The 25407-nt window shown below is 74.7% G+C and carries 30 protein-coding genes; 16 read left to right on the top strand and 14 right to left on the bottom strand.

Going from position 1 to position 25407, the window contains the following annotated elements; all coding sequences use genetic code 11:
• Window positions 1-42: 42 nt before the first annotated feature.
• On the top strand, window positions 43-1665 hold the full coding sequence (locus RM844_RS19800) for a (2,3-dihydroxybenzoyl)adenylate synthase (RefSeq protein ID WP_311668620.1): 1623 nt from the start codon (window positions 43-45) through the stop codon (window positions 1663-1665).
• Between the two features lie 35 nt (window positions 1666-1700).
• Here the strand turns inward: RM844_RS19800 and rpmG are convergent, their stop codons facing one another.
• The gene (rpmG, locus tag RM844_RS19795; protein ID WP_311668619.1) at window positions 1701-1865 is read right to left on the bottom strand and encodes a 50S ribosomal protein L33; all 165 of its coding nucleotides are present in this window, start codon (window positions 1863-1865) and stop codon (window positions 1701-1703) included.
• A gap of 103 nt (window positions 1866-1968) precedes the next feature.
• Here rpmG and rpmF point away from each other — a divergent pair, with 103 nt between their 5' ends.
• From rpmF to rpsR, 4 genes are read left to right on the top strand one after another with little or no spacing between them, the layout of a single operon-like run.
• Window positions 1969-2139: a 50S ribosomal protein L32 gene (gene rpmF / locus RM844_RS19790; protein WP_311668618.1), complete on the top strand. Its 171-nt coding sequence runs from the start codon at window positions 1969-1971 to the stop codon at window positions 2137-2139.
• A gap of 42 nt (window positions 2140-2181) precedes the next feature.
• The gene (gene rpmB, locus RM844_RS19785) at window positions 2182-2418 is read left to right on the top strand and encodes a 50S ribosomal protein L28 (protein WP_311668617.1); all 237 of its coding nucleotides are present in this window, start codon (window positions 2182-2184) and stop codon (window positions 2416-2418) included.
• 17 nt (window positions 2419-2435) lie between these two features.
• A complete protein-coding gene (gene rpsN / locus RM844_RS19780; protein ID WP_311668616.1) occupies window positions 2436-2741 on the top strand; it encodes a 30S ribosomal protein S14 in 306 nt (101 codons plus the stop codon).
• A gap of 49 nt (window positions 2742-2790) precedes the next feature.
• Window positions 2791-3042: a 30S ribosomal protein S18 gene (gene rpsR, locus RM844_RS19775; RefSeq protein WP_311668615.1), complete on the top strand. Its 252-nt coding sequence runs from the start codon at window positions 2791-2793 to the stop codon at window positions 3040-3042.
• 273 nt (window positions 3043-3315) lie between these two features.
• Here rpsR and RM844_RS19770 read toward each other — a convergent pair whose 3' ends face one another.
• The 8 genes from RM844_RS19770 to RM844_RS19735 form a co-directional block, all read right to left on the bottom strand.
• Window positions 3316-4311, bottom strand: coding sequence for an ABC transporter substrate-binding protein (locus RM844_RS19770; RefSeq protein WP_311668614.1), 996 nt, complete (start codon window positions 4309-4311; stop codon window positions 3316-3318).
• Window positions 4308-5135: an ABC transporter ATP-binding protein gene (locus RM844_RS19765; RefSeq protein ID WP_311668613.1), complete on the bottom strand. Its 828-nt coding sequence runs from the start codon at window positions 5133-5135 to the stop codon at window positions 4308-4310. The genes RM844_RS19770 and RM844_RS19765 overlap by 4 nt, the downstream gene beginning before the upstream one ends.
• A 1-nt stretch (window position 5136) precedes the next feature.
• Window positions 5137-6282 (bottom strand): FecCD family ABC transporter permease, encoded by a 1146-nt coding sequence (locus tag RM844_RS19760; RefSeq protein ID WP_311668612.1) that lies wholly within the window; start codon window positions 6280-6282, stop codon window positions 5137-5139.
• Window positions 6283-6361: 79 nt separating this feature from the next.
• Window positions 6362-7621 carry an MFS transporter gene (locus RM844_RS19755; protein ID WP_311668611.1) on the bottom strand — a complete coding sequence of 420 codons (1260 nt, stop codon included), beginning with the start codon at window positions 7619-7621 and terminating at the stop codon, window positions 6362-6364.
• A 73-nt stretch (window positions 7622-7694) separates the two neighbouring features.
• A complete protein-coding gene (locus tag RM844_RS19750; protein WP_311668663.1) occupies window positions 7695-8465 on the bottom strand; it encodes a class I SAM-dependent methyltransferase in 771 nt (256 codons plus the stop codon).
• Between the two features lie 73 nt (window positions 8466-8538).
• The gene (locus RM844_RS19745; protein ID WP_311668610.1) at window positions 8539-9741 is read right to left on the bottom strand and encodes an aminotransferase class V-fold PLP-dependent enzyme; all 1203 of its coding nucleotides are present in this window, start codon (window positions 9739-9741) and stop codon (window positions 8539-8541) included.
• A gap of 2 nt (window positions 9742-9743) precedes the next feature.
• Window positions 9744-11072: a pyridoxal-phosphate dependent enzyme gene (locus RM844_RS19740; RefSeq protein WP_311668609.1), complete on the bottom strand. Its 1329-nt coding sequence runs from the start codon at window positions 11070-11072 to the stop codon at window positions 9744-9746.
• Window positions 11069-12556, bottom strand: coding sequence for a Y4yA family PLP-dependent enzyme (locus RM844_RS19735; protein WP_311668608.1), 1488 nt, complete (start codon window positions 12554-12556; stop codon window positions 11069-11071). Before RM844_RS19735 ends, RM844_RS19740 begins: the two co-directional genes overlap by 4 nt.
• A 305-nt stretch (window positions 12557-12861) precedes the next feature.
• Between RM844_RS19735 and RM844_RS19730 the strand changes: the two genes are divergently transcribed.
• Both RM844_RS19730 and RM844_RS19725 read left to right on the top strand, forming a co-directional pair.
• On the top strand, window positions 12862-13125 hold the full coding sequence (locus tag RM844_RS19730) for a type B 50S ribosomal protein L31 (RefSeq protein WP_311668607.1): 264 nt from the start codon (window positions 12862-12864) through the stop codon (window positions 13123-13125).
• Window positions 13125-14270, top strand: a complete 1146-nt coding sequence (locus tag RM844_RS19725; protein WP_311668606.1) for a CobW family GTP-binding protein — start codon at window positions 13125-13127, stop codon at window positions 14268-14270. The genes RM844_RS19730 and RM844_RS19725 overlap by 1 nt, the downstream gene beginning before the upstream one ends.
• Before the next feature lie 441 nt (window positions 14271-14711).
• Here RM844_RS19725 and RM844_RS19720 read toward each other — a convergent pair whose 3' ends face one another.
• Entirely contained in the window at window positions 14712-15707 is a 996-nt protein-coding gene (locus RM844_RS19720; protein ID WP_311668605.1) for an iron-siderophore ABC transporter substrate-binding protein, read from the bottom strand.
• An 83-nt stretch (window positions 15708-15790) separates the two neighbouring features.
• On the opposite strand from RM844_RS19720, the gene RM844_RS19715 reads away from it, so the two are divergent.
• The 6 genes from RM844_RS19715 (at window position 15791) to RM844_RS19690 (ending at window position 20862) form a co-directional block, all read left to right on the top strand.
• Window positions 15791-16810, top strand: coding sequence for a FecCD family ABC transporter permease (locus RM844_RS19715; protein ID WP_311668604.1), 1020 nt, complete (start codon window positions 15791-15793; stop codon window positions 16808-16810).
• Window positions 16807-17790, top strand: coding sequence for a FecCD family ABC transporter permease (locus tag RM844_RS19710; RefSeq protein WP_311668603.1), 984 nt, complete (start codon window positions 16807-16809; stop codon window positions 17788-17790). Before RM844_RS19715 ends, RM844_RS19710 begins: the two co-directional genes overlap by 4 nt.
• Window positions 17791-17840: 50 nt before the next feature.
• Window positions 17841-18662: an ABC transporter ATP-binding protein gene (locus RM844_RS19705; protein WP_394814553.1), complete on the top strand. Its 822-nt coding sequence runs from the start codon at window positions 17841-17843 to the stop codon at window positions 18660-18662.
• Between the two features lie 70 nt (window positions 18663-18732).
• Complete coding sequence (locus tag RM844_RS19700) at window positions 18733-19284, top strand: Rossmann-fold NAD(P)-binding domain-containing protein (RefSeq protein ID WP_311668602.1); 552 nt, start codon at window positions 18733-18735, stop codon at window positions 19282-19284.
• Between the two features lie 321 nt (window positions 19285-19605).
• Window positions 19606-19833, top strand: a complete 228-nt coding sequence (locus RM844_RS19695) for a DUF397 domain-containing protein (protein WP_394814552.1) — start codon at window positions 19606-19608, stop codon at window positions 19831-19833.
• 96 nt (window positions 19834-19929) lie between these two features.
• Entirely contained in the window at window positions 19930-20862 is a 933-nt protein-coding gene (locus tag RM844_RS19690; protein WP_311668600.1) for a helix-turn-helix domain-containing protein, read from the top strand.
• Window positions 20863-20903: 41 nt separating this feature from the next.
• On the opposite strand, the gene RM844_RS19685 is transcribed toward RM844_RS19690, so the two are convergent.
• Both RM844_RS19685 and RM844_RS19680 read right to left on the bottom strand, forming a co-directional pair.
• Window positions 20904-21725: an SAM-dependent methyltransferase gene (locus tag RM844_RS19685; RefSeq protein ID WP_311668599.1), complete on the bottom strand. Its 822-nt coding sequence runs from the start codon at window positions 21723-21725 to the stop codon at window positions 20904-20906.
• A gap of 226 nt (window positions 21726-21951) precedes the next feature.
• Window positions 21952-22200: a hypothetical protein gene (locus RM844_RS19680; protein ID WP_311668598.1), complete on the bottom strand. Its 249-nt coding sequence runs from the start codon at window positions 22198-22200 to the stop codon at window positions 21952-21954.
• Window positions 22201-22641: 441 nt separating this feature from the next.
• Between RM844_RS19680 and RM844_RS19675 the strand changes: the two genes are divergently transcribed.
• Window positions 22642-22890, top strand: coding sequence for a hypothetical protein (locus tag RM844_RS19675; RefSeq protein ID WP_311668597.1), 249 nt, complete (start codon window positions 22642-22644; stop codon window positions 22888-22890).
• 8 nt (window positions 22891-22898) lie between these two features.
• Here the strand turns inward: RM844_RS19675 and RM844_RS19670 are convergent, their stop codons facing one another.
• On the bottom strand, window positions 22899-23243 hold the full coding sequence (locus RM844_RS19670) for a DUF6300 family protein (protein WP_311668596.1): 345 nt from the start codon (window positions 23241-23243) through the stop codon (window positions 22899-22901).
• Window positions 23240-23692 carry a hypothetical protein gene (locus tag RM844_RS19665; RefSeq protein WP_311668595.1) on the bottom strand — a complete coding sequence of 151 codons (453 nt, stop codon included), beginning with the start codon at window positions 23690-23692 and terminating at the stop codon, window positions 23240-23242. The genes RM844_RS19670 and RM844_RS19665 overlap by 4 nt, the downstream gene beginning before the upstream one ends.
• Before the next feature lie 594 nt (window positions 23693-24286).
• On the opposite strand from RM844_RS19665, the gene RM844_RS19660 reads away from it, so the two are divergent.
• A complete protein-coding gene (locus RM844_RS19660; protein ID WP_311668594.1) occupies window positions 24287-24913 on the top strand; it encodes an NAD(P)-dependent oxidoreductase in 627 nt (208 codons plus the stop codon).
• 153 nt (window positions 24914-25066) lie between these two features.
• A complete protein-coding gene (locus RM844_RS19655; protein WP_311668593.1) occupies window positions 25067-25405 on the top strand; it encodes a DUF1330 domain-containing protein in 339 nt (112 codons plus the stop codon).
• Window positions 25406-25407: the final 2 nt, after the last annotated feature.

Raw genomic sequence — 25407 nt, 5'->3', positions numbered from 1 at the left:
TTTCCGGCCCGCCGCCCTTCGCCGTTCAGGAGGCCGCGCCCGGTGTCCCCCAACCACCCCCCAGCCCCACCCGTCGACGTCTCCGCGCCAGCCGACCTCCCGTTTCCCCAACCCCCAGCCAACGCAATCGAGTTGGCGGCCCACTACCGGGCGGCCGGCCACTGGCGCGGCGAGCCGCTGGGCCGACTGCTGCGGGAGGCGGCCGTCGCCCACCCGGACCGGGTAGCCCTGGTGGACGGCGAACGACGCTGGTCCTACGCCCGGCTGGACGGCCGGGTGGACCGGATGGCCGCCGGGCTGGCCGCGCTCGGCGTGACGGCCGGCGACCGGGTGGTCGTGCAACTGCCCAACGTGGCCGCGTTCTTCGAGGTGCTGTTCGCGCTCTTCCGGTTGGGCGCGCTGCCGGTGCTGGCCCAGCCCGAGCACCGGGACACCGAGGTGCGCTTCCTCTGCGCCGGCACCGAGGCGCGCGTGCTGGTGGTGCCGGACCTGCTGGCCGGCTACGACCACCGGGCGCTCGCCAGCCGGCTGCGCCCCGAACTACCGTCGCTGCGGGCGGTGTTGGTGGCCGGCGAGCCCGGCCCGCACACCGCCCTGGAGACCGTGCCTCGGGACCCGGTGCGGGCGGCGCCGGAGCCGGACCCGGCCGGCCCGGCGCTGCTCCGGCTGGCCGGGCCCACCGGCGGGCTGCCCCAGCTGGTCGCCCCCGGCCACGACGCGCTCGGGTACACGCTGCGCGCCGCCGCCCGGGTGGCCGGCGTCACCGAGGACACCGTCCAGCTGTGCGCGCTGCCACTCGCCCGGACCCTGGCGCTGGGCGCGCCGGGCGCGCTCGGCACCCTGGCGGCCGGCGGCCGGGTGGTGCTGAGCCCGAGCCCCGCGCCGGACGTGGCGTTTCCGCTGATCGCCGCCGAACGGGTCACCCACACCGCCCTGGTGCCGCCCCTGGCGCTGGGCTGGATCGACGCGGCGGCCCACTCGGCACACGACCTGTCCAGCCTGACCCTGCTCCAGGTCGGCGGGGCACCGCTCGACGAGCGGGCCGCCCGCCGGGTCCGACCGGCGCTGGGCTGCGCGTTGCAGCAGGTGTTCTGCACCGCGGAGGGGCTGGTCACCGCGACCCGGCTGGACGACCCGGTGTCGACCGTGGTCGGCACCTGCGGCCGGCCGCTGTCCCCGGCGGACGAACTGCGGGTCGTGGACGAGACGGGCACGGAGGTGCCGCCCGGCACGCCGGGCCGGCTGCTGGCCCGGGGGCCGGGCACCGTTCCCGGGTACTGGCGGGCGCCGGAGCAGGACCGGTTCACGTTCACCGAGGACGGCTTCCACCGCACCGGGGAGCTGGTCCGGATCGCCGAGGGTGGGGAGTTGACCATGGTGGGGCGGACCGGGCGGCAGATCAACCGGGGTGGCCAGCGGGTCGCGGCCGAGGAGGTGGAGAACCACCTCCTGGCGCACCCCGCCGTGCGGGAGGCCCGGGTGTTCGGCCTGCCCGACGGCCGGCTCGGAGAGCGGGTCGGCGCCCATCTGATCGCCCGGGCCGGCGCCGAGCCGCCGAGCGCGCGGGCGGTGGCGGCGTTCCTGCGGGAGCGCGGGCTGGCCGGCTTCAAGCTGCCGGACCTGGTGGAGTTCGTGGCCGCGCTCCCCAGGGCGGCGGCCGGCTGAGCGCCGACGCCCGGCCGGCCGGTCCGCGCGGGCCGTCAGCGCTCCTCCCGGAAGAGGACGTGCCGGCGCAGCACCGGGTCGTACTTGCGCAACTCCAGCCGGTCCGGGTTGTTCCGGCGGTTCTTGCGGGTCACATACGTGTAGCCGGTGCCCTCGGTGGAGCGGAGCTTGATCACTGGGCGTAGGTCGTCGCGTGCCATGGGGGTACTATACGCAAACGGAAACCATTTCCAATAAGGTGGGTGTGGTCGCCGCTCCCGGCGGCCGCACCCGCCCCCGACACCCCCGAGGAGCTGACCCGAGATGGCCGTGCCCAAGCGCAAGATGTCGCGCAGCAACACCCGCCACCGCCGCGCCCAGTGGAAGGCGAGCCCGCCCGACCTGGTGCCGATCACCATCGACGGCCAGCGCCACCTCGTCCCGCGCAACCTGGTCCGCGCCTACCAGCGCGGCCTGCTCACCCCGACCGACTGACCCGGGCATTCCCCGAGCGACCACCCGAGGAACGGAGCCCCGATGTCGGCACACTGCCAACTGACCGGCCGCAAGCCGGTGTTCGGCAACCAGATCTCGCACTCCCACCGGCGCACCCCGCGCCGTTTCAACCCCAACATCCAGACCCGGCGGTACTGGCTGCCCAGCGAGCACCGGTTCGTCCGGCTCCGGCTCAGCGCCAAGGGCATCAAGACCGTGGACGTCATCGGCATCGAGCGGGCCGTCGCCCGCGTCCGGGCCCGTGGCGAGAAGATCTGAGCGGAGAACCACCCGAGATGGCCAAGACCAGCAAGATCGCCAAGAACGAGCAGCGCCGGGCGGTCGTCGCCCGCTACGCCGCCCGCCGGGCCGAGCTGAAGGAGATCATCCGCGACCCGCACCGCGACCCGGCCCAACGGGCGGCGGCCCAGGCCGAGTTGCGCCGCCAGCCGCGCGACGCCAGCGCCACCAGGGTGCGCAACCGGGACGCCGTGGACGGCCGTCCTCGCGGCCACCTGCGCGCCTTCGGCCTCTCCCGGATCAACCTGCGTCGGATGGCGCACGCCGGTGAGCTGCCCGGCGTGACCAAGTCCAGCTGGTGACGGCCCCCTTCGGGCCGGACCAGACCACCGAGGGAACGAACGACACACCATGCCCAAGCACGCCCGAAGGGGCAAGGAGCGCGCGCCCCGCCCCAACCCGCTGATCGCGGCGGGGATCACCTCCATCGACTACAAGGACACCGACCTGCTGCGCCGGTTCATCTCCGACCGGGGCAAGATCCGCGGCCGCCGGGTCAGCCGGCTGACCGTCCAGCAGCAGCGGGAGGTGGCCCGGGCCATCAAGAACGCCCGCGAGATGGCCCTCCTCCCCTACCCCAGCACCCCGCGGACGGCCCGTTGAGGCCGGACCGGAGCCGACCGGCCGGAGCCCCGGTCCCCCGCGCGGGGGACCGGGGCTTCAACGCGCCCCAGCCGAGGGGCACGCCGGTGAGGTCCGCCAGGCCCGGACCGGCCGGGCCGGGAAACGGGCGTCAGGCGCGGCCGGACCGAGCGCCGGCGCCTGCCGCTGGTACCGGTAACCACCGGTGGCCGGCACCCCGTTCGGCGCGGACCAGGGGCGCCCGCCACGGCCACGGCCACCGGCCCGGGGTTGCCGTAGCTGCGGCGCCCCGGGTCAGCGGGCCAGGCCGCGCAGGTACGCCCCGAAGCCCTCGGCGCCGTCCACGATGCGGGGGCCGGAGATCGCCTCGTTGTAGTCCAGGATGTGGAAGTTGCCCTCCCGGACGGCGGTCACCTCGGAGAGCGCGGGCGATGAGGTCAGGAAGTCGATCTTCTCCTCGGCCGGCAGGTCGCCGTAGTCCAGGATGATGATCACCTCCGGGTCGGCCTCGATGACCGGCTCCCAACCGACCGACGTCCAGCGCTCGGTGAGGTCGGCGAAGATGTTCTCGCCGCCGGCGATCTCGATGATCTCGTTCGGCGGGGCCTGGTTGCCCGAGGTGAACGGCTGCTCGGTGCCCGAGTCGTAGAGGAAGACCCGCGGCGGCGGGCCCGCCGGGGCCTGCTCCCGGACCGCCTCGACCCGCCCGCGCAGCTCGGCGACGACCTCCGCGGCCCGGTCCGCGACGCCGAAGATCTCGCCGAGCCGCTCCAGGTCGGTGTACAGCCCCTCGAACGGGGTCACCTCCAGCGGGTGGCCGGGGTAGTTGTAGCAGGTCTCGCTGTGCAGGAAGCTCTGGATGCCCAGGTCGTCCAGGATCGCCGGGGTGATGCCCCGCTCGTCGCTGAACCCGGACTGCCAGCCGGCGACCACGAAGTCGGCCCGCGCGTCCACCACCAGCTCCCGGTTGAGCAGGTCGTCGCTGAGCATCTCCACCGCGGCGTAGTCCGCCGCCCACGGGGACTCCTCCACCGGCGGGTTGGCGGGCGGCATCACATAGCCGTGCACCGCGTCGGTCAGCCCCAGGGCGAACAGCTTGTCGGCGCTGCCCGCCTCGTAGACCACCGCCCGCTCCGGCACCCGGTACTCGACCTCCTCGCCGCAGCGCGCGACGGTGGTCGTCGTCGCCTCCTCACCCCCGTCGTCCTCGACCTCGGCACCACAGCCGGCGAGCAGCAGCGCGCTGGCGGCGGTCGGTATCAGCAGGGCGCGGGTACGGCGTCTGGTCATGGTCGACTTCCTCGGGTCTCACGCGTGGGTTCGGACTCGTCCCCGGCCGCGGTGGCCGGGGCGGAGAGGGTGTAGAGCAGCTGCGGGTCGCCGGTGAGCGGGTGCGGCACCACGGTGGCGGCGACCCCGAAGACGTCCCGGACCAGCTCCTCGGTGATCACCGCGCGCGGCGGGCCGACGGTGACGAGCGCGCCGTCCCGCAGCACCGCGATCCGGTCGCAGACGGCCGCCGCGAGGTTCAGGTCGTGCAACACCACCAGCACGGTCAGTGCCGGGTCGCGCAGCAGCCGCAGCAGCGCCACCTGGTGCCGGATGTCCAGGTGGTTGGTCGGCTCGTCCAGCACCAGCAGGCCGGCCTCCTGGACCAACGCCCGGGCGGCCAGGACGCGTTGCCGCTCGCCGCCGGAGAGCGCCAGCACCCCTCGGTCGGCCAGGTGGAGCACGTCCATCCGGCGCATCGCCCGCCGGCACAGCTCCCGCTCCCGGGCGCTGAGCGGCTGGTTGCCGCGCAGGTGCGGGGTGCGGCCGAGGGCGACCACCTCGGCGACGGTGAAGTCCAGCTCGGTGCCGCTCTCCTGGGTCAGCGCGGCGACGGCGCGCGCGCTCTCCCGCAGCGACAGCCCGGCCAGGTCACGTTCGTCCAGCCAGACGGTGCCGCCGGTGGGCCGCAGCGCGCGGTAGACGCAGCGCAGCGCGGTGGACTTGCCGCTGCCGTTGGGGCCGACCAGACCCACCACCTCGCCGGCGCCCACGGTCAGCGACAGCGCCCGCACCAGGGCCAGGTCGCCGACCGCGACGGACAGGTCGTCCAGTTGGAGAGTCATGTCAACGGCCTCCGAAGAGATAGCCCTTGCGGCGCATCAGCACGATGAAGACGGGCACCCCGACCAGCGCGGTGATCACGCCGAGCGGCAGCTCGCGGGGGGCGGCGAGGGTGCGGGCCAGCAGGTCGGCCCAGACCATGAAGACGCCGCCGACCAGCGGCGCGACCACCAGCACCCGCACGTGGCTGGCGCCGACCACGATCCGGACCAGGTGCGGGACGATCAGCCCGACGAAGCCGATCGCGCCGCTGACCGCGACGATGGCGCCGGTCATCAGGGAGGTCAGCACGAACAGGCCGCGGCGCAGGGCGGTGGTGTCGACGCCGAGGCTGGCCGCGGTCTCGTCGCCGAGGGCCAGCACGTCCAGCGAGCGGCTGAACCGGTGCAGGACCACGATCCCGGCCAGCACCACGGCGGCCACCGCGGGCAGCGAGCCCCAGGTGGCGGCGCCGAAGCCGCCCATCGTCCAGAACAGCACGGTGTGCGTGGCCTCGCCGTCCGGCGCCAGGTAGACCATCACGCTCATCAGCGCCTGGAAGCCGTAGGCCAGCGCGATCCCGGTGAGCACCAGACGCAGCGGGGTGAGCCCGGCGCGGCTGTAGGAGGCGAGGTAGACCAGCGCCGAGGCGGCCAGCGCGCCGGCGAACGCCCCCGCGGAGAGCGCGTAGATGCCGAGCGAGCCGAACAGGCCGACGGTGAGCACCGCGACGGCGCCGACCGAGGCGCCGGAGGAGATGCCCAGCACGAACGGGTCGGCCAGCGCGTTGCGCACCAGCGCCTGCACCGCGACGCCGACCGCGCTCAGCCCGGCGCCGACCACCACGGCCAGCAGCACGCGAGGGGTGCGCACCTGCCAGACGATCTGGTAGTGCGTCACCTCGTCGGGCGCGATGGTGCCGCCGCTGACCGCGGCCCACAGGTAACGGGCGGTGTCCGGCGGGGCGATGACCGCGGTGCCCCAGCCGATGGCCAGCAGCACCGAGACGGCGAGCAGGGCGAGCAGGCCGAGCACCACCAGGGGCAGCCGGCCGCGCCCGGACTCGGTCGGGGCGCGCCGCTCACCGGCCTGGGGCGGGGCGGACGCGGACCGCGGGGGTGACGAGGTGGGCGCGGCCGGGCGCGCCGCGGGGAGACGCGGGTGGACCATGTCCAGAGACCCTATGTGCAGTGGTAATCATTTTCAACTGTTCACCCCTCCGCCCCCACCCGCCCCACCAGGGGCGTTCTCAACTCCCCCGCCGCGCCGCCGAGTCGGCGGTGACGGCCGGCGGTGCGGCGAAGCCCCGGGCACCGGGGGCGAGCGCCGCCAGGCCGGGCGCCAGGAAACAGACGACGGCACACAGCACGAGCACGGCGGTGGCGCCGAACGCCTCGGCGGCCGGCGCGATCAGCGCCAGCCCGACCGGCGCGAGCCCGTAGGAGAGCAGGAAGTCCAGCGACGAGACCCGGGCCAGCAGCCGCGGCTCCACCTCCCGCTGGATCGCGGTGAACCAGGGCACGTTGAACAGCTCGATGCCCACCCCGGCGACCGCGTAGGCGACCACCACCAGCACCGCCGGGCCCGGCAGCAGCAGGCTCAACGGCGCGACCCCGTAGGCCGCCAGCCCGGCCAGCGCCGCCCAGCCCTCGGCCCGCGGCCGCAGCCGGGCCGTCACCAGGGCCCCCAACAGGGCGCCCAGGGTGTAGCCGGTGAGCGCCATCGCCAGCACCGCCTCCGTCCCGTAGCGGTCCCGGCTCACCAGGGGCAGCAGCACCCCGGTCGCCGAGTAGCCCAGGGCGATCACCGCCGTCAACGCGCCCAGCCCGGCCAGGAACCACGGGTGCCGCCGCGCCTCCCGCACCCCGTCCAGGAACCCCCCGACGAAGGAGACCCGGTCGGCGCCGGACGGCGGGACGTGCCGCCCCGGCGGCGGCACCAGCGCGGCCAGCAGCCAGCACACCGCCGTGCCCAGCAGCAGCGCGCGGACGCCCAGCACGGCGGCCAGCAGCGCGGTCAGCCCCGGCGCCACCAGGGTGGTGACCCGGACCGCCAACGACAGTGCGGCATTGGCCTGTTGCCGGCGCGGGGCGGGCACCACCTCGACGGTCAGCGCCTGGAAGGCCGGCCGGCAGGCCCCCTGGCCGGCGCCGACGACCACCGCGCCGGCCGCCATCCAGGGCACCGAGCCGGCGGCCAGGCCGAGCGCGATCACCGGCGTGGCCAGGGCCGCGGCCAGGCCGGCCAGGAGCACAACGGACCGCCGGGAGTGCCGGTCGGCGAGCACCCCGCCGACCGGGACGGCGACCAGGAAGCCCGCGGTCCGCGCGGCCAGCACCACGCCGAGGCCGGCCGCGCCGAGCTGCCGGTCCAGCACCGCCAGGCCCAGCACGAAGGGCAGCGACCAGGTGGCCAACCCGGAGGCCGTGACCCCCAACCACAGCCGCAGGAAGCCGCCGTCACGCAGGACGGAGGCGGGGGCGGGAGGCCGGTCGGCAACCTTCGACATGACAACTCAGCTTAGATGAAAATGATTCCCCTTTCACCCGCAGGGGGTTCACCCTCGGACGGGGTGACGGCGGTCAGCAGAAGGCGACCAGCACGCGACTCTCCCCGTACTGCCAGACCGTGCTGACCGCCCGGAAACCGGCCGCCCGCAGCAGCCGGGCGTGGGCCGCGAAGGAGAGGCCGTTGTCCGGGCCCTCCTCGCCGGCCGGACGGCGGGCGCGCTCGGCACACAGATCGGCCAGCTCCGGATCGCCCGCCACCCCCCGCCACCAGGACTCCCAGTCCGGCTCGTCACCGCGCAGGGTGGCCGCCAACCGGCTGCGCCCCAGGTGCGCGGCCAGCGCCGAGCCGGCGGGATCACCCTCGGGAGTGTCCTCAGGGAAGTGGTCCGCGTTGACCAACACCCCACCCGGACGCAGCACGGCGGCCACCTGCCGGTAGGTCCTGGCCAGCGTGGCGGCCGACAGGCAGTGCAGCGCGGTGGCCGAGAGCACCGCGTCGGGGGCCCTGGTCAGGCCCAACTCCTCGACCCAGCCGTCCGCGCCGAGCACCGCCTCCACATACCGCGCGGCGTCCGCGTGGTGGGTGCGGGCCAACTCCAGCAGCAGCGGGTCCCGGTCCACCGCCACCAGCTCCGCCCGCGGCACCCGCCGGGCCACCCGGGCGGCCAGCGAACCCGGACCACACCCCAGGTCCACCAGCAGCGGTCGGGACACGCCCCGGGTGGCGTACTCCGCCACGTCCGCGAGGACGGCGAACCGTTCCTCGCGCTGGATCGCGTACCGCCGCTGCTGCCGCTCCCAGCGATCGACCCACAGCTCGGCCGTCGCCATGCTCACACCCATCGGAACGGGCACCTCCGCCGTCTCACGAGACATTCGGCGATCACCCTACCTGGAGATGGTTTTCACTAGCGGTTCAGTCGAGGGTGTCGAGCACGGACAGCAACCCATCGATCTCCTCCGGGGTGTTGTAGACGTGCGTGCTGACCCGGACCACGCCGGCCCGCTCGTCGGCGGGGTCCACACCGGCCCGGCAGAGCGCGTCGGCGCGGACCATGTAGCCGTGGCTGTAGAGCACGAACCCCAGGTCGGCCGAGGTGATGTCGCGGTGCCGGAAGGAGACGATGCCACGGCGGCGGGCCGCCGCCGAGTCCGCCGCCAGGCTCAGCTGACAGCCCAGCACCTCGTACTGCGGCAGCCGGCGCAGCCCCTCGGTCAGCCGGGCCGCCAGCCCGACCGTCCAGCGCTCGATCCGCCGCACGTCGGCCGCCGTCAGCCAGTCGAGCGCGGCGGCCAGGGAGACCGCGCCGACCGTGTTGGGCGTCCCCTGCCAGCCCCCGGGCCGGTAGGCCGGGCCGCGCGCCTGCCGGGCCCAGACCGCGCCGGTGCCGGGCAGCGCCAGCGCCTTGTGCCCGGAGAACACCACGAAGTCCACGTCGAGTTCGGCCACCGACAGCGGCAGGTGGCCGACGCCCTGCGCGGCGTCCAGGCAGATCGGCACCTCGGGGCCGAGCACCTCGCGCAACCGGTGCACGTTCATGTCGCCGCCCAGCACGTGGTGCACGTGGGTGGCGGCGACGAACCGGGTGCGCGGGCCGACCAGGGCGCGCAGCGCCCGGTGGTCGTAGTCCCCCGAGCTGTCCTGGTAGGGCAGCCCCCGGACGGTGATCCCCACGCCGGCCCTGGCCAGCGCCCGCTCGGCCTCCCGCCAGGGCGCCAGGTTGGCCTGGTGGTCGGCGAACGGCACCAGGATCTCGTCCCCCGGCGCGAGTTGCGGGACGAGCCAGTCCAGGGCCACCGAGCGCAGCCCCTCGCTGGTGCCGCTGACCAGGTGCACCGTGGAGCGCGCCGGGTCGGGGTCGCCGAGGAACTCCGCGACCCGGGCCCTGGTCGCCGCCAGCGCGGCCGTGGTGCGGTTGGCCCAGGGGTAGGTGCCGCGCCCGGCGTTGGCGTTGCCGGTCACCAGGTACTCCTGGGCCGCGTCCAGCACCGCGCGCGGCTTCTGCGCGGTGGCCGCGCTGTCCAGGTAGGCCAGCTCTGGATGGGCGGTGATGATGGGGAACTGGGCCCGCAGCTCGCGCTGCCAGTCGCGCAGCGGGGCGAGTTCGGCGTCGGTCACGGTCAGTCCCGCACCAGCGGGGCGCCCGCGTCGCGCCAGGCGACCACGCCACCGGCCAGGCTGCGTACGTCCCGGTGACCCATCCTGGTCAGCAGGGCGGCGAACAGCGCGGACTTCTCGCCGACCGGACAGACCAGCAGCACCGGCTGGTTCCGGCCGAACGGCAGCCCGCCGCGCACCTGTTGCTCGAACAGCTCGTCCACCATGTTCAGCGAGCCGGCCAGGTGCAGCGCCGCGTAGGCGTGCGAGCCGCGCAGGTCGATGACCAGTGGCCGGTCGCTGGCGATCCACTCCCGGGCCGCCGCCACGTCCAGGCTGCGCACCGCGGCCAGCTCCGCCTCGGTGACCGTCGCCAGCGCGTTGCGGTGCGGCCGGGCGCCGAGCAGCTCGGGGCGCCGCTGCCGCACATAGCTGAGGTAACTCTCCACCCGGTCGCAGGCGATGAAGACGGCGGTCCGCCGCTCGCCCTCCCCCACCGGCTCCGCGTCCCGCTCCCGCAGGTACCTGACGGCGCCGTGGAAGGCGGCGCCGCTGGTCGGCCCGGCCAGCAGGCCGCAGCGGCGGTTCAGCGCCACCATCCCGTCGATCGCCTCGTCGGCGCTGACCGCCTCGATGGTGTCGTAGGTGCCCGGGTCGAAGAGGCCCACCTCGTTCACCTCGTCCAGGGTCCTGATGCCGGGTATGAAGTCCGACTTCTGGGCCACCAGGCCGACCACGCCGACCCCCGGGTCCTGCTCCCGCAGCACCCGGGCGACGCCACTGGAGGAACCGGCGGTACCGACGCAGGCGATGAACCAGTCCGGGGCCCGCCCGCCGAGGTCCTTGACGATCTCCGGCCCGGTGCCGGTGGCGTGCGCCTCGCTGTTGCGCGGGTTGAAGTACTGGTCGGTGTGCAGGTAGGCGGCGCCGTCCTCGGCGAGCGCCTGGTGGAACTGGGTCAGCGGGTCGTCGGTGTCCGTCGGGTCCAGGCACTCGCTGCGCCCGGGCAACTCCTCGATCTCCGCGCCGAGCAGCAACAGCAGTTCACGGATCTCCGGCACCCGCATCCGGTTGGTCACGCTCTTGAAGGTCAACCCGTGCATGCCGGCGAGCGCGGCCAGCGCCTTGGCGGTGTTCCCGCTGGACAGCTCCACCACCTGCGCCCCGGCGGCGACCGCCGCCGGCAGCCCGGGCCGCAGCATGCCCCAGGCGGCGCGGTCCTTGACCGAGCCGAAGGGGTTGAGCAGCTCCAGCTTGGCGTACAGGTCGATGGTCCGCAGCCCGTGGACGGCCGGGTCGATACGCACCAGCGGGGTGTTGCCGATGGCCTCGGTGATGTCGTCGTACCTCATGCTTCTCCGCTCGTGTGCGTGGTCGGCCAGTACTGTTCGTCCAGGGACCACCACCAGGCGCCGTCCCGGCGGCCGACCGCGACCTTGCGGGCGCTGGGTTGCCGTTGCGCGTGGTGCGCGTGGAAGTCCATGCAGTATCCGGCGGTGTTGGCGAAGGCGAGCAGCTCGCCCCTGGCCGGCAGGCGCGGCAGGAAGACCAGTCGCCTGGTCACCAGGTCGGCCTCCAGGCAGAGGTTGCCGACCAGGTAGACGCCGACCGGTTCGCCGTCCCGTTCGCCGTCGGGGGCGCCGTCCGCCGTGGGCGGTGGGCCGGCCCTGGGCACGATCAGCGGGTCGGCCAGCACGCCGTGTTCCTCCAGGCTGACGTCCCCCGCGTTCATGCCCAGCCGCACCAGGTGGGCGCCGTCGTCGGTGGGGCGGACATCCACCACCCGGGCGAGGGAGAGCCCGCACTGGTCGACCAGGGCCCGCCCCGGCTCCATGGCCAACTCGTAGAGGTGGTCCAACAGCACGTCGGCCAGCGTGCGTTCGAGCGTGGGCGCGCGGGTGGCCAGCAGCTCGGCCAGGTAGTCGGGGCCGGCGACCGGCCGGTGCGCCGGGTAGAGGGTGAGCCGGCCACGCGCCGTGCCGCCCTCGTTGCGCAGCCCGTAGCCGTGGCCGCGCCAGGTCAGCGGGGGGCGGCGGCCGAGCACGGCGTTGGTCAGCTCGGTGGTGTAGCGCGCCCACTGCTCGCCGTCGGCCAGGTAGGAGGTGCCGAAGCCGCCGCCGATGTCGATGACCCGGGGCCGGAAGCCCCGGCGGCCGGCCTCGTCCATGGCCAGCACGCAGCTCTCCAGGGCGAGCGCCTTCTCGGCGATGCCGGTGGTGTCCAGGTGGTAGGCGACGCCGAGCAACTCGACCGCGTCGCGGTGCTGTTCGACGAGGTCGAGCAGCGCGCCGAGGTCGGCGACCGGGACCCCGAACCGGCTGCGCCGGGTCAGCAGCCGGACCCCGGCGGACTCGAACGCGGACAGCCGCAGCAGCACCCGCACCCGGGGCAGCCCGTGCGCCCGCACCAGCCCGGCCAGCTCGACCAGCTCGGCGGGCGCGTCCACGTGCACGGTCGCGCCGGCGCGGGCGGCCAGCCACAGGAAGTCGGCGTCCTTGGGGCCGGTGGCCAGCACCCGGTCGGGGGCGAAGCCGGCGCCGAGGGCGTGGCTCAGCTCGCCGAGCGAGGCGACGTCGATGCCCGCCTCGGTCGCGGCCAGCCGGCGCACCAGCGCGCTGGACCGGTTGGCCTTGTGCGCGAAGTAGATCGGCCCGTCGAGGTGGTGGCGCCGGTAGACGGCGCGGAACGCGGCGACGTTGGCGGCGATCGCGTCCGGGAGGAGCACGTTGAGGGGCGAGCCAAGGGCGTCGACCAGCCCGTGCAGCAGGTCCGGGGCGGCGAGCAACTCGGCCAGTGGCGGCTCCAGTCGGGGTTCCAGGAACAGCGGCGCTGCCACGAAGAATCGGTCCTCCCCAATCACGACGGGGGCCGCCACCCGCGGGCCGCGTCCCCGGCCACCCGTACGGCAACCCTGATAATCATTTCCAGCCCTTCACGCTTCACGCCCCCAGTGCCCCGCGGTCCAGCTCGGGGCCACCCCGGGCCACTTAATGAAAATGATTCTCGTTTTGGTAGAGTGGGCTTTCCGGCCGCCACCGGCCCGTCCCCCGTCCCCGTTCCCGGCCGCCTCCACCCCACGTCCCACGTTCCCCGTCCCCCGTCCCCCGTCCCCCGTCACCGCAGCGCACGAGAGGCCCCGCCATGCAGCCCGACATCCACCCCGCCTACGGCCCCGTGGTCTTCCGTGACCGTGCCGCCGGCTTCGCCTTCCTGACCCGCTCCACCCTGGTCTCCCGCCCCGGCACCCCCACCGTGGAGTGGGAGGACGGCCAGGTCTACCCGGTCTTCGACGTCGAGATCTCCTCGGCCAGCCACCCCTTCTACACCGGCAACGTCCGGATCGTGGACACCGCCGGCCGGGTCGAGCGCTTCCGCCGCCGCTACGCCCAGCACGAGGCCCGCTGATGCTGCCCACGGTGATCGTCGCCGGCCTGCACGCCGACGCCCGGCGCGCCACGGTCGACGCCCTGCTCCGCGCGGTGCCCCGCGCCGTCGCGCTCCACCACGACCTGCGGTCGGCCGCCGAAGGCACCGTCCGACGCGTCCTGCGGGACGCCGGCGGGGTGCTGGACGAGACGTCCGCGCCGCTGGTCAACGACTGCGCCTGCTGCGCGCTCCGCGAGGACCTGCTGCCCGAGCTGGAACGCGTCGCGGACAGCGGGGAGTTGTGCGCGCTGGCCGTCGTCGAGCTGTGGGACTCGGTGGAGCCCCAGTCCATCGCGCGGGTGCTCGGCACCCAGGGCGCCGAACGGCTCGCCCTGGTCGGCGTGGTCACCGCCGTCGATCCGGCGCTGGTCCTGGCCTCGCTGGCCAACGCCGACGACCTGGCGGACGCCGGCCTCGCCGCGGCCCGCACCGACAACCGCACCGTCGGCGACACCTTCGCCCGCCAGCTGGAGTACGCCCCGGTGCTGGCGCTGGTCGAGGGGGAGACCGCGCCGGACGCCGCCGACCGGGCGCTGCTCGCCCAACTCCACCCGCTGGCCCGGGTCACCGACCCCTCGGCGGCCGGCTTCCTGGCCGAGGTGACCGCCGGCTTCGACGCCACGGCCGCCGCCGCCCGGGTCCACCCGGCCACCGCGCTGCTCCCCCAGGACCACGACGCGGAGGGCGTGACCACCCACGTGTGGCGGGCCCGCCGGCCGTTCCACCCGGACCGGCTCTACGCCGCCCTGCCCGACCTGGCCTGCGCGGCGCTACGCAGCCGGGGCCGGTTCTGGCTCGCCGACCGGACCGACTCCCTGCTCTCCTGGGACGCGGCCGGCGGGGCCCTCGCCGTGGACGACCTCGGCCCGTGGCTCGCCGCCCTGCCGGCCGCCGAGTGGGACCAACTGCCGGCCGAGCGGCGGGCCGCCGCGCTGGTCGACTGGCACCCCGAGCACGGCGACCGGGGCCAGCACCTGGTCTTCGTCTCCCCCGACCTCGACCAGGCCGGCCTCAGCGCGCTGCTCGCCTCCTGCCTGCTCACCGACGCCGAGTACGCGGCCGGCCCGGTGGTCTGGGCCTGCCGCGGCTCCGCCTTCGACGGCCTGCTGGAGCAGGCCGCCTGACCCCGACCGGGGGGCGACGGCGCCGTTCGGTCGGGGAACGGCGCCGCGGCCCGGCCCCCGGTGCGGGGGCCGGGCCGGCCGAGCGGCCAGCCACGGAGCAGGCCGCCGTCCACCCAGGCTGGCCCGTCGCCGGTCAAGCCAAGCTCCAGGACGCCCTCGCCACCGACCTGTTCGGGCCAGCGGGCGCGGTCGGCGCCAGGGGGCCGGGCCGCCGGCCGTGGCCGGCCGAACGACCCGACCGACCCCGACGGCTGACCCGTCGGCGTCCCCGCGGGCCCGGCCCGGTCGAACGGACGGTGAGGCCAAGACGCCCCCGCCACCGCTCCGTTCGCGCGCCCCCGGGAGGGCCAGGCCGTTTCGGGAACCGGGAACACCGCCGTTTCACCCCGGGCGGGCACCGGCGGCACGCCGTCCGCCGGGCCGCCGGGAGCTGACGGGGCGTCAGCCCAGCGCGGCCTCGATCTGCGGTGCCAGCTCGGCCAGGGCGTACCGCTGCGCGGTGGGGGTGCCCAGCGAGTAGGCGGCCGACAGGTCGTCGGTGATGACCACGGCGCGGCCGTCGGCGACCGCCGGGACCGCCCGCCAGCTGGCGTTGTCCTCGATCTGCGCGACGTCGATCCAGATCGGGAAGGCGACGATCAGGTCGGCGTCGAGCTGGTCGAGTTGCTCCTCGGAGAGGGAGACGGTCCAGCCGTTGGCGTCCACCGGCAGCTCGGCGATGGTCGGGCTCGGGGTGAAGCCGAGCCGCTCCAGGAAGTCGACCCGCGCGTCGTTGACGTAGGCGCCCCAGCCCTCGCTGGTGCGGGTCGCGGCGGTCACCGTGCGGCCCGCCCACTCGGGGTGGCCGGCGGCCACCGCCTCGAACGCGGCGTCCGTCTCAGCGAGCATCTCCTCGCCGCCCTCCACGTTGCCGAGCGCCGCCGCGATCATCCGCACCTGGTCGTCGGCGGGGGTGAGGTAGGAGTCGCCGCCGTCGGAGACGCCGATGGTGGTGGCGATGGAGGAGAGCCGCTCGTAGCGTTCCTCGTCGCCCGAGCCGCGGACGTCGAGGATCAGGTCGGGGCGCAGCTCGGCGACGGCCTCGTAGGAGAGTTCGAGGGTGCCGAGGATCTCCGGGGACTCGTCGTACCGGCCCTCGTTCCAGGGGCCCACACCCTCGCCGCCGAAGGCCAGCCAGTCGGCGGCACCCACCGGCTGGACGCCCAGCTCCAAGGCGAGTTCGGCGTCGCCCCAGCCGAGCGCGACCACCCGTTCGGGTCGTTCGTCGACGGTCACGTCGCCGAACTTGGTCGCGATGGTGGCCGGGAAGGCGCCCTCGGCCGCGGCCGGGGCGCCGGCCTCCGGGGCGGCCCCGGCCGAGTCGCTCTCGCCGCCGCAGGCGGTGAGCGTCAGCAGGGCCCCGGCGGCCAGCGTGGTGAACAGGCGTGTGTAGCGCATCGGTTGCTTCCTCGAACGGGGGCAGGGAGGTCCGTCGGCCCGAGCGGGCGCCGACGTCAGCTTAGGTTAGGCTAACCTTCGCTATGAAGAGACCTGGTCGCGGGCCGGCCGCCTCCCGTGCGGTGGCCCTCAGTTGCGGGATCGCCGCCCTGCTGGTGGTGATCGTGCTCAGCCTCGGCATCGGCTCCCGACCGGTGCCGCCCGACGTCGTGCTCGACGCGCTGCTCGGCCACCCCGTGCCGGAGGCCGACCGGCGGGCGGTGGTCACGCTGCGGCTGCCCCGCACCGTGCTGGCCCTGGCCGTCGGCATCGCGCTGGGCGTCGCCGGGGCCCTGGTCCAGGCCCTGACCCGCAACCCGCTCGCCGACCCCGGCATCCTCGGCGTCACCGCCGGCGCCTCCTTCGCGGTGGCACTCGCCGTCGCCGTCCTCGGCATCGGCTCCAGCGCCGGCTACCTCGCCTTCGCCTTCGCCGGGGCGCTCGCCGCCACCGTGGTGGTGGCCCTGGTCGGCGGCGCGCGGCGGGCCAGCATCGACCCGGTGCGGCTCACCCTGGCCGGGGTCGCGGTGACCGCGATCCTCGCCGGCGTCGTCTCCGGCCTGCGGGTGGCCGAGCCGCGCACCTTCAACGCGCTCCAGGCCTGGGAGGCCGGCTCGTTCGTCGGCCGCGGCTGGGCGACCGCCGCGCCGGTCTGGCCGTTCCTCGCCGCCGGACTGCTGCTCGCCGTGCTGCTGGCCGGCCCGCTCAACGTGGTCGGCCTCGGCGAGGAGACCGCCGCCGCGCTCGGCGCCTCACCCTGGCGCACCCGGCTCGGCACCGTGCTCGCGGTGACCCTGCTGGCCGGCGGCGCCACCGCGATCGCCGGGCCGATCTCGTTCATCGGCCTGATGGTGCCGCACGTCGCGCGCTGGATATCCGGGCCGGACCAGCGCTGGATCACCGCGCTCACCGTGGTCCTCGCCCCCGTCCTGCTGATCAGCGCCGACATCCTGGCCCGGGTGGTGGTCTGGCCGGGCGAGATGCCGGTCGGCATCGTCACCGCCTTCCTGGGCGCGCCGGTGCTGATCGCCCTGGCCCGACGCGGGCGGGCGATCGCGCTGTGACCAGGACCCTCCGCTCCCGGCTGGTGGCCGGCGCGCTGACCGCCGCGCTGCTCGTCCTCGCGGCCGTCGCCCTGGCCGTCGGCGACTACCGGCTCAGCCTCGGCCAGGTGCTCGCCGGGCTCGGCGGCTCGGCCGGCTTCGACTCGGTGGTGGTGCTGGAGTGGCGGCTGCCTCGGGTCACCGCCTGCGTCGCCTTCGGCGCCGCCCTCGGGCTGGCCGGCGCGCTCTTCCAGACCATCACCCGCAACCCGCTCGGCTCCCCCGACATCATCGGCTTCGCCAGCGGCGCCTACACCGGGGTGATCGTCGCCACCACGGTGCTCGGCGGCACCCTGGCCACCGCAACCGGCGGGGCGCTGGTCGGCGGACTGGCCACCGCGCTCGTCATCTACCTGCTCGCCTACCGCGACGGGGTGCAGGGCTTCCGGCTGATCATCGTCGGCGTCGGCGTGACCGCCATGCTGCACGCGGTCAACGCCTGGCTGCTGCTGCGCGCCCAGGTCGAGGTCGCGATGAGCGCCGCCATCTGGGGCAACGGCTCGCTGAGCCTGGCCGGTTGGCCGGACGTCGGCCCCGCGCTCGGCGTGCTGGCCGCCGCCCTGCCGCTGGTCGCGGCCGCCAACCGGCCGCTGCGGCAACTGGAGTTGGGGGACGACGCGGCCGCCGCGCACGGGGTCCGGGTGGAGCCGGCCCGGCTGGCGATCATCGGGCTCGGCATCCTGCTGACCGCCGTGGTGACCGCGGCGACCGGGCCGATCGCGTTCGTCGCGCTGGCCGCCCCGCAGATCGCCCGCCGGCTGGCCGCCGCCCCCGGCATCCCGCTGACGCACGCCGCCCTCACCGGCTCCTTCGTCCTGCTCGGCGCCGACCTGATCGCCCAACACCTGCCGCCCAACCCGGTGCCGGTCGGCGTGGTCACCGTCGTGCTCGGCGGCGCCTATCTGCTGAGCCTGCTGGTGCGGGAGGCGCGCCGACCGTGAGCCAGGAACGTCCGCCGCGCCGGGCGACCCCGCCGGCCCCGCCGAGTCCGTTGACCCCGGAGAGTCCGTTGACCGACGCCACCGCGCGGCTGCGCGCCGCGGCCCTCACCCTCGCCTACGACGGACGCACCGTCGCCACCGACCTCGATGTGGCCATCCCCGACGGCTCGTTCACCGTCATCGTCGGCCCCAACGCCTGCGGCAAGTCGACCCTGCTGCGCGGCTTCGCCCGGCTGCTGCGGCCGGCCGCCGGCGGCGTGCTGCTGGACGGCACGGACATCGCCCGGCTGCGGACCAAGGAGGTCGCCCGGCGGATCGGCCTGCTGCCGCAGACCGCGGTCGCGCCCGAGGGGATCACCGTCGGCGACCTCGTCGCCCGGGGCCGCTACCCGCACCAGTCGCTCTTCCAGCAGCGCACCCCGAAGGACCGGGCCGCGGTCGCCGCCGCCATGGCCGCCACCGACGTCACCGGCCTCGCCGACCGGACGGTGGACGAGCTGTCCGGCGGCCAACGGCAGCGCGCCTGGGTCGCGATGGCCCTGGCCCAGGAGACCCCGCTGCTGCTACTCGACGAGCCCACCACCTACCTGGACATCGCCCACCAGATCGAGCTGCTCGACCTGTTCGCCCGGCTCAACCGGGACGGCACCACCCTGGTCGCCGTCCTGCACGACCTCAACCACGCCGCCCGCTACGCCAGCCACCTGGTCGCGATGCGGGACGGCGCCGTGGTCGCCGAGGGACCGCCGGCGGAGATCCTCACGGCAGAGCTGGTGGACCGGGTCTTCGGCCTGCCCTGTGTGGTCATCGACGACCCACTCACCGGCCGGCCGCTGGTCATCCCGCACAGCGAGGCCACCAGGAAGGGCTGACCGAGGTCACCGGCACCCAACCCGTGCGGAGCGGTGCACGGTTGACCCCGCGCCGGGGGACAATGGGCCTATGGACGGTGAACGACTGGTACTCGTCGTCGGCGGGACCGGCATGCTGCGGTTCGCGGTGCACGAGCTGCTCGACGCGGGCGCGACGGTGCTGGTGGCCGGCCGACACCCGGAGCGCGCCGCCCCCGGGAACCCGTCGGCGATCGGCCGGTTGGTGCCGGTCCAGGCCGACTGGTCCGAGCCCGTCCAGCTGGCCGCGGCCGTCGCCCGGGCCGCCGGACAGCAGTCGGTGGGCACCGCGGTGTTGTGGGTGCATCGTCCGTACGGGGCGGGAGTGCACCGGGCGTTGGACGGGGTGCTGGCGCCGGACGCGACGGTGGTCCACCTCTGGGGCAGCGCCGGCGCCGACCCGACGGCGAGCCGGCCCGCGCCGCCGGAGTACCGCCCGCCGCGCCACTACCGCAGCGTGGTGCTCGGGTATGTCGACCGGCCGGACGGCGGCACCCGCTGGCTGACCGACCGGGAGATCTCCTACGGCGCGCTGCGCGCCCTCGCCGACCCCGCGCCCCGGCAGACCGTCGGCCGCACCGAGCCCTGGTCCCGCCACCCCTGAGCCGCGCCCCGTTCGGGGAGGCCGGCCGACCGGGACATCCCGTCGCACCCCTTGCCGGGCAACCACCCGGTCGGCGCCCGTGGTTGCCCCGGCGCGCCAGGGCAACGCCATGGAACTGACGCCCTGGGGGCCGCGCCGCGCACTCACCGCCACCCGTGCGGGGGACGCGGGAAGCCGGGGGCGGCCACTACGGTTCCGACGTCCCGCAATTGCGGTTGCCCTTGCATCCGGCCGGTGCAGACCGAGGAACTCCCCACCCCCGTCCGCCCGTTGGCGGACCCATTCGCATATTTGCGCGAGAAGGGAAGAGCTGTGCCATTGATGTTCGAGAACGGCGCCCCGTCCGACCGTTTCTCCGGAGTCACCTGGGTGAAGAGCGCGGCAAGCGCGGGGGACGGCAACTGCGTCGAGTTGGCGTCCCTCCCGAACGGCGAGGTCGCGGTCCGCAACTCGCGCTTCCCGCAGGGCCCGGCGCTGGTGTATACCCCGGCGGAGATGCGCGCATTCGTCTCCGGAGTCAAGTCCGGCGAGTTCGATTCACTGCTGTGAGGCCGTGAAACTCCCGCCCCAATGGGGCGGTTGAGCGGACATGCGTACTCGCGTCGGTAGATACTGGTTGTCCACCCGATTCAACGGAGAGTGCGCATGTCCGCTAGCGGTCCCAGCCGGCTTCGTGTCGCCGCCTCCGGCGACCTTCCCAGCACTCGTTGGGAAACGCCGGAGGCGGCCCAGCGAGTGTTGGGGGAATGCCTCCGACAGCTACGCAAGGAGCGGGGACTGACCCTCAAACAGGCGGCGGAGCCGATTCGCGGCTCGGCCGCCAAGATCAGCCGGCTGGAGCGCGGCGCGTGTTCGCCCAAGGAACGCGACATCGAGGACCTGATCACCTTCTTCCGCGTCTCCGAGGGGAAGGCCAGGGAGATCCGGATGCTGCTCCAGCAGGCCCGACTGCACCCCTGGTGGTGGCAGTTCAGCGATGTCACCCCGAACTACCTGCGCCGCCTGATAGGCCTGGAGGGCTCGGCGGTCGAGATCCACAGCTACGAGGACCACGTGGTGCCTGGGCTGTTGCAGACCGAGGAGTACGCCAGGGCCGTGATCCGGAGCGCGCTGCCCACCGCGGACACCACGACGATCGAGCGCAAGGTCGCGCTGCGCGTCTCCCGCCAGCGCATCCTCAAGGCGGCCCAGCGGCCCACCGTCTTCGCGCTGCTGGACGAGGCCATCCTGCGCCGCCCGGTCGGCGGATACGGCGTCATGTGGCGGCAGTTGGCGCACCTGCGGCGGCTCGCGCTGAGCGACCTGCTGCACCTGCGGGTGATCGAGTTCGAGGGCGGGGTGGGGCATGTCCCCAACTACCCGGTGACCCGCCTGCACTTCGGCGACGGCGGGCCGTCCGAGCTGGTCTACCTGGAGCATCTGGAGAGCGCGACCTATGTGACCCGACCGGCGGACCTGGAGCGGTACCGCCACCTGCTGGACCAGAGCAAGGGTGTCGCCGCCAGCAAGGAACGGACCAACGCGCTGCTCGACCGGACCATCGAGGAGTACCGCCGGAAGGACCCGGCCCTCAGCTGACTCGCCCCGCCCACCCCCCGGGGCGGGTCAGACCCGGGCCCTCAGATCCGCGCGACCCCGCACCACCCGGTCCACTCGTCGGTGCCCTGGGGCGGCTGGAGTCGACCGTCCGGCCGCCACTCGCGGGCGTCCGTGACGCCCGGCTCCAACAGCCGGGTGCCGGCGAAGTACGCTTCCACCTCGGCGCGTTGCCGCACCCGGCCCCACCGGCCGCCGGTCAGCTCCGCCATCAGCGCGCTGATCTCCCGCCGGTCGTGCTCGTCGTCGCTCACCAGGTGCGAGATGACGACGAAGCTCCCGGGGGCCAGCCGCTCCCTGACCTGGGCGACCACCTCGGCGGGACGCTGTTCGTCGCTCAGGCAGTGCAGCACGGAGCCGAAGAGCGCCGCCGTGGGCCGTGCTTGCAGCAGAGGGACCACGCGCGGGTCGTCGAAGACATCGTTGGGCCGGGTGATGTCGGCCCCGAGCACCAGGGTCCCCTGGTCCTCCTCCAGGACCAGCCGGCCGTGCGCGACCGCCATCGGGTCGATATCGACATAGACCACCCGCGGCTCGGACACGTACTCCCGGGCGATCTGGTGGACGTTCTCCCGGGCCGGCAGGCCCACCCCGAAATCGATGTACTGGGTGACCCCGTGCTCCGCCGCCAGGCAGCGGACCGCCCGCTCCAGGAAAGCCCTGCTGTTACGCATCACGGAGACCGCGCTGGGGGCAACCCGTAACAACTCGGCGCAGGCTTCCCGGTCCACCTGATAATGCTCGGCGCCACCGAGCAGATACTCGTACATTCGTGCGATGCTGGGTGTGCTGATATCGATGTGCGAAGTTATTTCCCTGCCTCCCGTTCTTCCCTCAGCCGGCATGTGAACCCAAAGAGGGCAGGCGACACCGAGGGCGCCACGGAAGACGACCCTAGTGCACGATTATGAGGGATCTCAGGAGTTTCGCGGGTAGTTCACGGAAGAAGGGGAGCACACCGTGCGGGCGGCGCCGGCCGATGCCCTCCGGCGCCCGCACGCACCCCGGCGCACCACCGGGTGCCGCACCCGGCTCGGGGCGCGGCACCCGGCGCGAAGTATCAGCCGGTCATCAACTCCCCTGCTGACGCGTGGTATCGGCGAGCAGGCCGTCGAGCAGCGCGCTCAGCGCCCACTCGCCGAACACCGCCCCGCCACCGTCGGCCGACACCAGCACCAGGAGCACCAACACAACGACCAGGACGCACACCTGGCCGAGCCATCGGAGCGGCACCGCGGACTCGCCCGGCACCGGGGAAACTGGCAGAATGGAAAGGCAGGCCGAGGGCTGCACCAGCACTCGGACTCGCAGGTCGAGCATGTGATTTCACTTTCCTCATGTTCGAGCAACAATCCCCGGGGCCGGTGTCCTAGACCGGTCTCGGGGCTTTCTCCGTGCCAGCAGAATCTATCGCGCTGCGACGGGAAAGGCGCCGCCCATCCTGCCGCATGCAAACTACATCCCGCCATCTTTTCCGGAACACTTCCACGACCGGCACACGCGGCCAAGGCCTTGCCTCCTCCGCACAATGACGCAAGTCAGCCCGGCGACCAGGCCCGTTACCCAACGAGAGCGAACCGCGGCCCCGGCCGGAGAAACTCACGCTGCGTGAGAACGGATATCACTCGCCAGGGTGATATCCGATCACTAAAACTGACGATCGCGCCGCGTCCGCCCGTGCGGATGCAAAACCAACGCCGCGCGCAGTAGGCTGCGGCACGCGCAGATGCGGACGCATGTGCGGCAGAAAGGGCGGGGCGCATGCGGTACCGGGACTACGAGATCGGCGATCTGCCCGGCCAACTCGGCCTGATTCTGGCGGTGTTGTGCCTGATCTTCATCGGCGTGCTGCTGTGGGCGCTGCTCACGCTGGGCCGCCGGCCCAAGCCAGGCCCGGAGCAACGGGCGGCGGCCGCGGCGCGGCGGACGAGCCGCGCGAAGCAGGCGCGGCTGCGCCGGCGCCGCCAGGCGCTGCAACGGCGCGCGTCCCGGCGCCGGGACGGCGCCTGACCCGCCGCTCAGAGGTCGCCGGCCCGCCAGCGGGCCGCCTCGGCGGCCAGCCGCCCCCACTCCGGGGTGCGGTCCCCGACGGCCGCCAGCCAGGCCGTCACCAACGGCCCCAGCCGGGTCAACTCCGGTGCACCTACGCCCTGCTCACTCGCGAGGAGGGTCAACAGCGGCCGGGCCGTGGCCTCCTGGCCGTCGCAGTGCCCGCACAGCAACGCCTCCCGCCACCCCTCGACCCAGGCGCCCGCCGCGTTCCGCCAGCGGTGGGGGTAGCGCGCGGTGAGTGCCGCCGGCCGCGCGCACCGCGGGCAGGGCGGGGTCGTCGCACGCCGCCAGTCGACGGCCTCCGTCGTCATGCCGAACCCTCCCGGACTTCCACGCCGCACGCGCCCTCGCCATCGGCGGCGCCGGCGACGTCGCCGGCGACGACGTTCATCCGCGCGGCCGGCCCACGGGCGGTGGTCCGCCGGCCGTCCCGGACGGCGAGCCGCACCAGCGGCCGGCCGCCGCGCCACACCGTCGAACCGTTCAGCGCGAGCGCCGAGAGGCATCGGCCCGGCATCTCCCGTTCGGTGGCGGGCGGTTGTCGCCGCGGCCACTGCTGGCTGGGGCTGACCGCGTGCCCGGCGCGCTCGGCCGGGTAGTGGGCCGTGAGGGAGGCCGTCCAGGAGGGGACCGGTGCGTGGCCGGCGGTGTGCGGCTTGTCGAAGGCGTTGCCGGAGAAGGGCAGCATCACGTCCCGGGGCGCCTGGACCGACTCGTCGGAGAATCCGTTGGCGCGCGTCCCGCCGTGGAACCTTTCCACTCGGCGGCCAGGCACCTCCGGTCTCTTCCTGCCCATCGCGCGGCGCAACATGTCCGCGCCGCCCAGCGGGTATCCGACCAGTCGGCGGACGTTGGCCGCCGCGCTGTCCGCGAACCTGCTGGGTTCCCTCGGGCAGCGCCCGCCTGCCACCGTGCCAACTGGCGGACGCTGCCCGAGGGAACCCAGCCGCACATCACCTCCAGCGGGCCGAGCGGCCCCTCCCCGAGCCGGGTCAGCCGGTACGCCGGCCGCTCGCGGTGTACCGCTCGTCCCGGCTGACCAACGCGTCCCGCCCCAGGGCGCGCGACGACGCGGTGAGGCCGTTGGGGTCACCCGGTGCGGCGGCACGCGCGGTGCGGAGAGGCGGCGCGCACCGTCCGCCAGGCACGGGACGATCAGGGCCGCCCACGGGTCTCGCCGTACCGGATCGGGCGCGGCGAGGTGGGGCAGACCCCGTCGAACAGGTCGGCGCGCGGAGGCTCCCTCGTGCCGGGGCACCCTCGTCGGTATCCGACCGGTAACCAGGGGCTCGGCTAGCTTCGGGCCGACCGGCCGGGGCGAGGCGACTCCGGCCCAGCAGTGAGGAGTTCACCGATGCGGATCGTCATCTTCGGCGCGGGCGGCCGGGCCGGCCGGGCCGCCGTCGCCGAGGCCCGCCGGCGGGGCCACCAGGTCACCGCCGTGGTGCGGGACCCGGCCCGACACACCGGGCTGACGGCGGACGCCCGAGTGGTGGCCGGCGACGTCACCGGCGCGACGGACGTGGCCGAGGCCGCGGCGGACGCGGACGCGGCGATCAGCGCCGCCGCCGACCCGCGGGTCCCGGCGCACGTGTTCTTCACCGGGTCCGTGCGGGCGCTCGCCACCGGGCTCGCCTCGGCTGGCGTCCAGCGGCTGCTGGTGGTCGGTCTGGCGCCGGTGCTGCCGGGTGCCTCCGGCATCCCGCTGATGGACGAACCCGGCTACCCGGACGCGTTCCGCGCGTTCTGCGAGGGCCACGCGGCCGGCCTGGCCGCGCTCCGGGAAACGCTCCTGGACTGGGCGTATGTGGCCCCGGTCGGGGACTTCGACCGGACGGCCGGGCGCACCGGGCGCTACCGGGTCGGCACCCACACCGATCTGGCGGAGCGGATCAGCTACCCGGACCTCGCGGTCGCGCTGCTCGACGAGATCGAGCGACCCGTCCACCGCCGCGAGGCGTTCGCCGTCGGCGCGGTCTGAACCCGAGCCGCGTGCCGGCCAGGCGCGGCCGGAGCGGAGCCGGGCCGCCCTGGCCGGTCCGGCCTCGGGGACGATGTCGCCCCGCGTCCCACGCGGGGGTGAACGGGGTGGCGAAGCGGCCCGGCCGGTGGCCGACGCTGCCATCCTGGCCGGGTGACCGCCTATGTGATCGCGCAGGCCGAGCACCGGGACGGCCCCGAGGTGCGCCGCTACCGGGAGTTGGCCCAGGAGTCCGTCGCCCGCTACGGCGGCCGGTATCTGGCGCGGGGCGCGCTGCCCGAGCCGCTGGAGGGCGACTGGCCGGCGGACCGGCGGCTGACCGTGCTCGCCTTTCCCAGCCGGGAGCACGCCAGGCGCTGGTACGCGTCGCCGGAGTACGCGGCGGCCCGCGCCACCCGCTCCGACCTGGCCGGCCGGCAACTGCTCTGCGTGGCCGACCTCGACGAGGCGGCCGAGACGCCCGACCCACCGGAGGCCGGACCGGCCGAATGAGG

Origin of the sequence: Streptomyces chisholmiae, assembly GCF_031845445.1 — a bacterium.
In the GTDB taxonomy this organism is placed as follows: Bacteria; Actinomycetota; Actinomycetes; order Streptomycetales; family Streptomycetaceae; genus Streptomyces; species Streptomyces chisholmiae.
Note: the sequence above shows the minus strand (reverse complement) of the source record. Positions and strands in the feature narration are given on the sequence as shown.

Excerpts from the sequence above, each read along its gene's own strand:
- RM844_RS19720 (WP_311668605.1), bottom strand. The coding sequence starts at position 15,707 with ATGCGCTACACACGCCTGTTCACCACGCTGGCCGCCGGGGCCCTGCTG.
- rpsN (WP_311668616.1), top strand. The coding sequence starts at position 2,436 with ATGGCCAAGACCAGCAAGATCGCCAAGAACGAGCAGCGCCGGGCGGTC.
- RM844_RS19690 (WP_311668600.1), top strand. The coding sequence starts at position 19,930 with ATGTCCGCTAGCGGTCCCAGCCGGCTTCGTGTCGCCGCCTCCGGCGAC.
- rpsR (WP_311668615.1), top strand. The coding sequence starts at position 2,791 with ATGCCCAAGCACGCCCGAAGGGGCAAGGAGCGCGCGCCCCGCCCCAAC.
- RM844_RS19725 (WP_311668606.1), top strand. The coding sequence starts at position 13,125 with ATGCTGCCCACGGTGATCGTCGCCGGCCTGCACGCCGACGCCCGGCGC.
- RM844_RS19770 (WP_311668614.1), bottom strand. The coding sequence starts at position 4,311 with ATGACCAGACGCCGTACCCGCGCCCTGCTGATACCGACCGCCGCCAGC.
- RM844_RS19740 (WP_311668609.1), bottom strand. The coding sequence starts at position 11,072 with ATGAGGTACGACGACATCACCGAGGCCATCGGCAACACCCCGCTGGTG.
- RM844_RS19765 (WP_311668613.1), bottom strand. The coding sequence starts at position 5,135 with ATGACTCTCCAACTGGACGACCTGTCCGTCGCGGTCGGCGACCTGGCC.
- RM844_RS19715 (WP_311668604.1), top strand. The coding sequence starts at position 15,791 with ATGAAGAGACCTGGTCGCGGGCCGGCCGCCTCCCGTGCGGTGGCCCTC.
- RM844_RS19685 (WP_311668599.1), bottom strand. The coding sequence starts at position 21,725 with ATGCCGGCTGAGGGAAGAACGGGAGGCAGGGAAATAACTTCGCACATC.
- rpmB (WP_311668617.1), top strand. The coding sequence starts at position 2,182 with ATGTCGGCACACTGCCAACTGACCGGCCGCAAGCCGGTGTTCGGCAAC.
- rpmF (WP_311668618.1), top strand. The coding sequence starts at position 1,969 with ATGGCCGTGCCCAAGCGCAAGATGTCGCGCAGCAACACCCGCCACCGC.
- RM844_RS19680 (WP_311668598.1), bottom strand. The coding sequence starts at position 22,200 with ATGCTCGACCTGCGAGTCCGAGTGCTGGTGCAGCCCTCGGCCTGCCTT.
- RM844_RS19750 (WP_311668663.1), bottom strand. The coding sequence starts at position 8,465 with ATGGGTGTGAGCATGGCGACGGCCGAGCTGTGGGTCGATCGCTGGGAG.
- RM844_RS19695 (WP_394814552.1), top strand. The coding sequence starts at position 19,606 with ATGTTCGAGAACGGCGCCCCGTCCGACCGTTTCTCCGGAGTCACCTGG.
- RM844_RS19760 (WP_311668612.1), bottom strand. The coding sequence starts at position 6,282 with ATGGTCCACCCGCGTCTCCCCGCGGCGCGCCCGGCCGCGCCCACCTCG.
- rpmG (WP_311668619.1), bottom strand. The coding sequence starts at position 1,865 with ATGGCACGCGACGACCTACGCCCAGTGATCAAGCTCCGCTCCACCGAG.
- RM844_RS19675 (WP_311668597.1), top strand. The coding sequence starts at position 22,642 with ATGCGGTACCGGGACTACGAGATCGGCGATCTGCCCGGCCAACTCGGC.
- RM844_RS19660 (WP_311668594.1), top strand. The coding sequence starts at position 24,287 with ATGCGGATCGTCATCTTCGGCGCGGGCGGCCGGGCCGGCCGGGCCGCC.
- RM844_RS19670 (WP_311668596.1), bottom strand. The coding sequence starts at position 23,243 with ATGACGACGGAGGCCGTCGACTGGCGGCGTGCGACGACCCCGCCCTGC.
- RM844_RS19700 (WP_311668602.1), top strand. The coding sequence starts at position 18,733 with ATGGACGGTGAACGACTGGTACTCGTCGTCGGCGGGACCGGCATGCTG.
- RM844_RS19755 (WP_311668611.1), bottom strand. The coding sequence starts at position 7,621 with ATGTCGAAGGTTGCCGACCGGCCTCCCGCCCCCGCCTCCGTCCTGCGT.
- RM844_RS19730 (WP_311668607.1), top strand. The coding sequence starts at position 12,862 with ATGCAGCCCGACATCCACCCCGCCTACGGCCCCGTGGTCTTCCGTGAC.